We start from the raw sequence: 8050 nt of genomic DNA on the forward strand, positions 1-8050 counted from the left end.
AGCATGAAAGTACTTCTAATAGGAGACGGAGCAAGGGAGAACGCGTTAGCAGATTCACTGGGCAAATCCAACAGAGGTTATAAAGTATATGCAATGTCCAGTTATGTAAATCCAGGGATAAAAGAAGTTGTAGCAAAGACTGGCGGTAAGTATTATACTGGGGATATTCTATCCGTTGAGGATGTTAAGAGAGTTATAAAGGAGGTTAATCCGGACTTTGGAGTTATAGGTCCGGAAGATCCACTCTTTGAAGGTGTTGCAAACGCTTTTAGAGAGGAAGGAATCCCGGTAGTTGGTCCTAATAAAGAGGGGGCTATGATAGAGAAGTCTAAAGTATGGATGAGGCAGTTAATGTGGAAATACAACATCCCCGGTAGGCTTAGGTTTAAGGCGTTTAATAACCTCGCTGAAGCGTCTAAATTTATCTTAGAATTTGGAGGCTCGATAGCAATAAAACCGTCGGAGCAAGTAGGGGGAAAGGGAGTGAAGGTCGTTGCGGATCTTCAAGCTTATCTGAGCGAGGAAAAGAGAAATGCCTTGAGTAAGGGTGTAAATAACATAGCAGGTTTAGTTAAGGATGATGTTAAACTTATCATTGAAGAGAAAGTTGACGGACCTGAGTACACCCTCCACGTATTAACCGATGGATATTCATACTTGCCTCTGCCTCTAGCTCAGGATTATAAGAATGCATACGAAGACGGTATAGGTCCAGAGACGGGTGGAATGGGCTCTATATCAGGACCTGGTTCCTTATTACCATTCATAAACGAGGAAGAGTACGAGAAATCTTTAGAGATAGTAAAGCTAACTGCAGAAGCCATAAGGAAGGAAACCGGAATGGACTATATAGGCGTATTATCTGGTCAGATGATGTTGACAGGTCTGTGGGGACCAACTATAATCGAGTATTATTCGAGACTAGGAGACCCAGAGGCTTCAGCAATAATCCCTAGAATTAGATCTGATTTCGGTGAGATCCTCGAGTTAACCGCTACAAGGCACTTGAGCAAAGCAAAGCTAGAGGTTGAAGAGAAGCCTTCGATAGTTAGGGCTGTAGCTCCCTTAGGCTATCCTTTAGACAAGAAAATGGCTTCGGGCCACAAGATCTCCTTAGATCTACCTAAGATGAGAGAATTGGGCTGTAATGTTTACTTTGGTTCTGTAGCTTTAGAGGGGATGTCCTTAGTGACCAAGGGTTCAAGAGCGATAGAGATAGTTGTTATAGATGATTTTATCAATGCAAGTAATAAATTAGATCAGTGCTTCTCTCTGGTTAGTTCCGATACGAAGCTGATTTATAGGCACGACATAGGGAACACTTTAGAAGCTCAAGTGGAGAAGGCTGAGATAGTGAGGTATACTTACAAATCGAGGGAAAAGAACGGTATGCTGGGAATATCTGCGGATTGGTCTCCTAACGGTGGTCTTTGGTGAGCGAATATTCTAAATCTGGTGTGGATTTGAACAAGTTACGAAGTTACCACTCTTTTATTTCCTCTTACCTCTCTTCTTCTAACCTTCCAATAAAAATAGGCCATTACGCTGGAGCTGTTAAATTAGGAGATAAGTATATCGTAATGCATGTTGACGGAGTAGGTACTAAGACACTGTTAGCCTTAAAGACAGGGATTATTGAGCCTACTGGCGTAGATTGTGTAGCAATGAACGTTAATGATATTGCTTGTGTAGGGGCTAAGCCAATCGCTTTGGTTGATTATCTAGCATTAGAGAAACCTATGGACGATGTAGTGGAGAAGGTTGTGAGAGGCCTAAAACATGGAGCTGAGGAGTCACAAGCTATTATTGTTGGCGGTGAGACCGCTATTATGCCTGGGGTTATAACTGGCTATGATTTGTCTTGCTCCGTGGTGGGAGTTGCAGATAAACTCAAGACCGGTCAGGATGTCAAGCCCGGTGACGTAATTTTGGGTCTTGCAAGTAACGGAATTCATTCTAACGGATACTCCTTAGTGAGAAAACTTATAGACGAAGGTAAAATTAGATTAGAAAAATGGGCTGATGAGCTATTAAAACCTACAAAGATTTACTCAAACTCTGTTTTGTCTGTCTTAGACAAAATTAAAGCTGCTGCACATATCACTGGCGGTTCCTTCACTAAACTTAGGAGGATAACAAATTACCGCATTTCTATCCGACTTCCAGATCCTCCTGAAGTGTTTAAAGTTATAGAAAATAGTGGAGTTTCACATGAAGAGATGCATAAAGTATTCAATATGGGAGTCGGCATGGTTCTATTCGTATCTAAGGAAAATGTAGAGGAGATAATAAAGATTTTAGAAGGAAAAGAGAAAGTAATGGAATTAGGAAAAGTAGAAGAAGGAGAAGGTATTAAAATAACTACTTATAAGGGTCAAGTTCTAAATCTATGAAAAGTAACAGTAGTCCTTTTAAACTCTGGCGATAATAAAGGTGTCTAGTGACTATATATGAAACAGATGGATACAAAATCTCTAATTAATTATATAGCATTAAAAATACTAGGAGGTAGTGACTACATAATAGATGCTCTAGAGAAATACCTAGTGAAGGGGGAAGGTCCAGCGTCAGTTGCCTATGAATATCAGATATCAAAACATCAGCTTAGGGGTTACGCTCAGAGGATTATTGAAAAGAGCGGTAGTGAAGCAAGGGCTAAGAAGATTATTCCGATTATTAAGGAAATCTCAAAGGACATTAAACCGATAATTAAAAAGGGAGAGGATGAACTTTATACGTGTACTATATGTGACATCTCAGTTCCTAAGGAAGACGCTGAGGAACATGTTAGAAAATATCATAAAGATATACTTACAGCTACCATTAAAACTATGACAGAAAGGCTAGAGGAATACAAGAAAGCCAAGAACGCCGTAATACTTACTTCAGTAAGTTAAAACTTTTTAGTCTAATTAATCGCTTTTTATGGCATATTTTTTAGTCATTACTCTTATAAGATGGTATGACCATTTTTTATTGAGATTATGAAGAAAGTTGTAAGTGTTAGACTTAGAGAGGAAATTGTTTCAAAGATTGATAAGTACATTGAAGAACTGGGATTAGAAAGTAGAACTGATTTTCTTAGGCAAGCACTTGATTATTATGTACACAAAAAGAAGGGCTAAAGGACTCCTTCAACATTCCCTACCTAGAGAATTCGTTTTTCTGATGATGACCATATCTTAAATATTAAATTTTCTTTGTAAACACGGAAATGAAAATAGTCCTTGCATACTCAGGAGGTCTTGACACAACAGTTGCCATAAAATGGCTAAAGGAAACCTTCAACGCTACCGTTATAACAGTCACAGTAGATGTAGGGCAAAAAGATAATTTTGAAGATATAGAAAAAAGAGCATATATAGCTGGGGCAGAGAAGCACTATGCAATTGACGCGAAAAAGGAGTTCGCCGATAAGTTTCTTTCTTATGCCGTTAAGATGAACGGACTTTATGAGGACGTTTACCCCTTAGCGACAGCACTAGCCAGACCGCTCATCGCTCAAAAGGTTGTTGAGATAGCTAAAAAAGAAGGAGCAGACGCTGTAGCCCACGGTTCCACTTCAAAGGGCAACGATCAGGTTAGGTTTGATTTAGCAGTTAAAGCCCTTTATCCCGAAGCCAAGATTATTGCTCCTGCAAGGATATGGAAAATGACGAGGGAGACTGAATTACAGTACGCTAAAGAGAAGGGAATTCCGGTTAAATCAGAGAGTAGTAAATACAGTATCGATGAAAACTTGTGGGGGAGAAGTATAGAAGGAGATATAATTTCAGACCCATCCGTAGAAGTACCTGAAGATGCTTTTGAATGGACGAAAAGAAAAACTAACGAAAAGCTGAAACTCGTTATTGAGTTCGACAAAGGTGTACCGGTATCAGTTAATAACGAGAAAATGGATTTCGTAAAACTAGTTCAAGTACTTAATGAACTAGCAGGTTCAAGAGGCTTCGGGAGGATTGAACATCTCGAGAATAGGGTTGTAGGCTTTAAGTCTAGAGAAGTTTACGAAGCTCCAGCCGCATTAGTGTTAATATACTCACATAAAGACTTAGAGAAGTCAACATACTCTCCCCTAGAGCTGAGATTTAAGAAGTTAATCGACTCTCAATGGTCGGACCTGGTATATCAAGGTCTATGGTACGAGCCTCTGAGGGAAACCCTAGAGTTAGCTGGAGATAACTTGAACAAGTGGATTACGGGTGAAGTCCAAGTAGAGATTGATGGTAATGGAATGAGGATACTCGGAAGGAAGCCTAAATATTCGCCATTCTCAGAGAAGGTAGCAAGTTATAATAAAGGATGGTACCCCACGGATGAGATGGCAAGAGGTTTCATTGAGATATTCGGTATGCATTCACTTCTCACGAGAGAAGTAAGGAGTGATTAACGTGTTATATAGAAAGTGGGGGACGGATAAGGACTTCGTTGTTTCTTATACCTCCTCTAACGAGAGTGACAGAGAGATAATAGAAGAAGTAAAGACGGTAATGAAGGCTCATGTAATTGAGCTTTACCTTTCTGGATATATTAAAAAGGACACGGCAAAGAAAATCCTTCAAGCAATAAGCTCCTTTAGGGAGTACACGGGAAACTACGAAGATATTCACGAAGCAATAGAAGACTATATAATAAAATTAGTAGGTGAGGAAGGGGGTTGGGTTGGCTTAGGAAGAAGTAGAAACGATCATGTATCCACGGCATTAAGGCTTAAAATGAGGGACTACTTGGTAAACGTTTTTGAGGCGTTGTACTCGCTTCGTATCTCTATTTTAGAAAGAGCTGAGAAAACTACTGAGGTAATTATCCCAGTTTACACTCACTTTCAACCGGCTCAACCCACTTCTCTAGCCCACTATTTGCTTTACGTAGATGAGGAGTTGGACTCTGTTTGGGATCAACTTTTTACCTCGTTAAGACTTGTTAACAGAAGTCCCTTAGGAAGTGGTGCAATAGTTGGTACTAATGTGAAACTCAATAGAAAAAGAGAGGCTGAAATGCTAGGTTTTGAAGGTCTAGTTTATAACACTATATCAGCTACCGCCTCGAGGCTCGATTTAATCTCTGCAATCTCGTCTTTGACTCTGTTAATGTTGATATTTAGCAGAATCGCAGAGGACTTAATATTACTCTCCTCCTCCTTTGTTGGAATAATAAAATTACCAGATTCTCATGTAAGCACCAGTAGCCTAATGCCCCAGAAGAGGAACGCAGTAACCATGGAAATTCTGAGGACGAAGGCTGGGGAGTGTTTCGGACATCTTTCCTCACTTGTTACAATATATAAAGCCTTACCTTCAGGATACAATTTGGACTTACAAGAACTTAACAGACACTATTGGGAGTGCGTAAAGCACGTGATTCCGAGTATCTACGTCATTAAAGACGTTTTAGAGAAAATGGAAGTTACAGGGAAATTTGACGATAAAAGTATTACGGCGACAGATGTAGCGGAGGACTTAGCTCTTACTGGAGTACCTTACAGAAAAGCTTATATGGAGGTTGCTAACAAGATTAGAGCGGGCACTTTTCAGTCCGAAATTTCATTAAAAAGTTCTATAGAAAAAAAGGCTGTAATAGGTTCTCCAAATCCAGAATTAATAAAAACAGAGATAGAGTTGAAAAAAGAGAACATAGAGCAAAAATGGAACAATTTCAGAGAATACAAATTACAATTTATAGATAAAATTTCGGAATTAAAGGTGATAGAAGATGACATTTTACAATGAAGAAATAGGTTTTCTATACCTAGAGGATGGAACACTAATTAAAGGGAAAGGATTCGGAGCTAAGGGAATCAGAGCTGGGGAAATAGTTTTCACTACAGCTATGAATGGTTATCCAGACAGTCTCACAGATCCTTCCTACAGAGGGCAAATTCTAGTCTTTACGCATCCGTTAATAGGAAATTACGGAATTCCAGAGAAACGAACCATAAATGGTATTTTGACCAATTTTGAGTCTGAAGTAATTCAGGTAGAAGGTGTGGTAATTGCGGAGCATACGGAACCTTTCAAATGGAACTCAGCAATGACCTTGGATTCGTGGTTAAAAAAAGAAGGAGTACCAGGGTTACAAGATGTTGATACTAGAGCTATAGTGAAGAAAGTGAGGTCGTTTGGTGTAATGATGGGCGTATTAGCTTCTGGGATCGACTTTGATGATGTCAACGTTAAAAAGTACCTTGAGAAAAAGTACGATGAAATAGACTTTGCACAATATACTTCACCTAAAGCCCCTATTATACACCAAGGGAATTCGGAAGAGACTATAGTGTTAGTTGATTGCGGCATAAAACATGGTATATTGTACCAGCTATATCAGAGAGGTTTTACCATTGTAAGAGTTCCTTGTAATTATTCCGTTAATAAAATAATGGACTTTGACCCTAAGGGAATAGTGTTCGGGAACGGGCCAGGTAATCCGAATTTACTTAAAGACTTAGCCCAAAATTTCAGAGAAGTAACAGAATACAAACTTCCTATATTAGGTATATGTCTTGGTCATCAGATAGCCACTATAGCCCTAGGCGGAAAAGTTAAGAAAATGAAGTTCGGTCATAGGGCAGTGAACAAACCTGTTATAGATACTACGTCAAATAGATGTTATATTACAACCCACAACCACGGATATGGCATATTGTCAAAAGAGGATTTACCTCCTAATACAAAACTCTGGTTCTATAACCCAGATGACGGCACAGTTGAAGGTTGGATTCACGAGAAATTACCCATAATCACTACCCAATTCCACCCCGAAGCTAGACCTGGACCTTGGGATGTAACGTGGGTATTTGATAAATTCAAGAAAATGGTGGTTAAAAATGCATGAGTCCCTAAAGAAAGTCCTAGTAGTAGGTTCAGGTCCTATTAAAATAGCGGAAGCGGCAGAGTTTGACTACTCAGGCAGTCAGGCGTTAAAGGCATTGAAAGAGGAAGGAATAACTACAATCCTTATAAATTCCAACGTAGCAACAGTCCAAACGAGCTATAAGTTCGCAGACAAGCTTTACTTGTTACCGGTGACGTGGTGGGCTGTAGAAAAAGTAATTGAGAAGGAAAGACCTGATGCTATAATGATAGGCTTTGGAGGACAGACTGCTCTCAACGTTGGTGTAGACCTCTATAAGAAAGGAGTTCTTCATAAATACGGTGTTAAAGTACTTGGAACTCCCATCGAAGGAATTGAGAGGGCTCTAAGTAGAGAAAAGTTCAGGGAAACAATGATAGAGGTAGGGATACCGGTTCCTCCAAGTCTTTCAGCTAGAAGTGAAGAAGAGGCACTCGAAAAGGCTCGACAAATAGGTTATCCAGTAATGGTAAGAGTTAGCTTCAATTTAGGAGGTAGAGGTTCAACAGTAGCATGGAATGAAGAGGATTTAAAAAGAGATATAGGTAGAGCGTTAAGTCAAAGTTACATTCACGAAGTCTTAATCGAGAAATACCTCCATCACTGGATAGAGCTAGAATACGAGGTCATGAGGGATAAACACGGTAACTCAGCCGTAATAGCTTGTATAGAGAACCTTGATCCAATGGGTGTTCACACTGGAGAATCTACGGTAATTGCCCCTTGTCAGACGTTAGACAACAAAGAGTTCCAAGATATGAGAAGCATGGCAATAGACGTAGCTAAGTCCATAGATCTAGTAGGAGAGTGTAACGTACAATTTGCCCTTGATCCTAAAGGTTATAATTATTATGTAATTGAAACAAATCCAAGAATGTCAAGGTCAAGTGCCTTAGCAAGCAAAGCTACCGGATACCCGTTAGCTTATGTCTCAGCTAAACTAGCATTGGGATACGACCTATACGAGGTTCTTAACAAAGTATCCGGGTCTACTTGTGCTTGTTTTGAGCCCAGTTTGGATTACCTAGTAATAAAGATACCCAGATGGGATTTGGATAAGTTCGAGAACGTGGAACAATTTCTGGCGTCAGAGATGAAAAGTGTAGGAGAAGTAATGAGCATAGGGAGGTCGTTTGAGGAAACTTTACAGAAAGCCATAAGAATGCTAGATATAGGTGAACCGGGTCTAGTGGGCGGTAAA

The 8050-nt window shown here is 39.7% G+C and carries 8 protein-coding genes; all 8 read left to right on the forward strand.

The features are described from left to right. Positions 1-3: 3 nt before the first annotated feature. A complete protein-coding gene (purD, locus tag WIW89_RS08565; protein WP_337720427.1) occupies positions 4-1437 on the forward strand; it encodes a phosphoribosylamine--glycine ligase in 1434 nt (477 codons plus the stop codon). Next, the gene (gene purM / locus WIW89_RS08570) at positions 1431-2393 is read left to right on the forward strand and encodes a phosphoribosylformylglycinamidine cyclo-ligase (protein WP_337720428.1); all 963 of its coding nucleotides are present in this window, start codon (positions 1431-1433) and stop codon (positions 2391-2393) included. Before purD ends, purM begins: the two co-directional genes overlap by 7 nt. A gap of 57 nt (positions 2394-2450) precedes the next feature. Next, complete coding sequence (locus tag WIW89_RS08575) at positions 2451-2897, forward strand: hypothetical protein (protein WP_337720429.1); 447 nt, start codon at positions 2451-2453, stop codon at positions 2895-2897. Between the two features lie 87 nt (positions 2898-2984). Beyond that, positions 2985-3125, forward strand: coding sequence for a ribbon-helix-helix domain-containing protein (locus WIW89_RS08580; protein WP_337701563.1), 141 nt, complete (start codon positions 2985-2987; stop codon positions 3123-3125). Positions 3126-3214: 89 nt separating this feature from the next. Then, complete coding sequence (locus WIW89_RS08585) at positions 3215-4390, forward strand: argininosuccinate synthase (RefSeq protein ID WP_337720430.1); 1176 nt, start codon at positions 3215-3217, stop codon at positions 4388-4390. 1 nt (position 4391) lies between these two features. Continuing rightward, positions 4392-5729 (forward strand): argininosuccinate lyase, encoded by a 1338-nt coding sequence (gene argH / locus WIW89_RS08590; protein WP_337720431.1) that lies wholly within the window; start codon positions 4392-4394, stop codon positions 5727-5729. After that, positions 5713-6831, forward strand: a complete 1119-nt coding sequence (carA, locus tag WIW89_RS08595; RefSeq protein ID WP_337720432.1) for a glutamine-hydrolyzing carbamoyl-phosphate synthase small subunit — start codon at positions 5713-5715, stop codon at positions 6829-6831. The genes argH and carA overlap by 17 nt, the downstream gene beginning before the upstream one ends. Next, positions 6824-8050 (forward strand): carbamoyl-phosphate synthase large subunit (gene carB, locus WIW89_RS08600; protein WP_337720433.1); only part of this gene is annotated, 1227 nt, incomplete at its 3' end. The genes carA and carB, both read left to right, overlap by 8 nt.

The sequence above is a fragment of the Stygiolobus sp. CP850M genome (assembly GCF_037389425.1).
GTDB lineage: Archaea > Thermoproteota > Thermoprotei_A > Sulfolobales > Sulfolobaceae > Stygiolobus.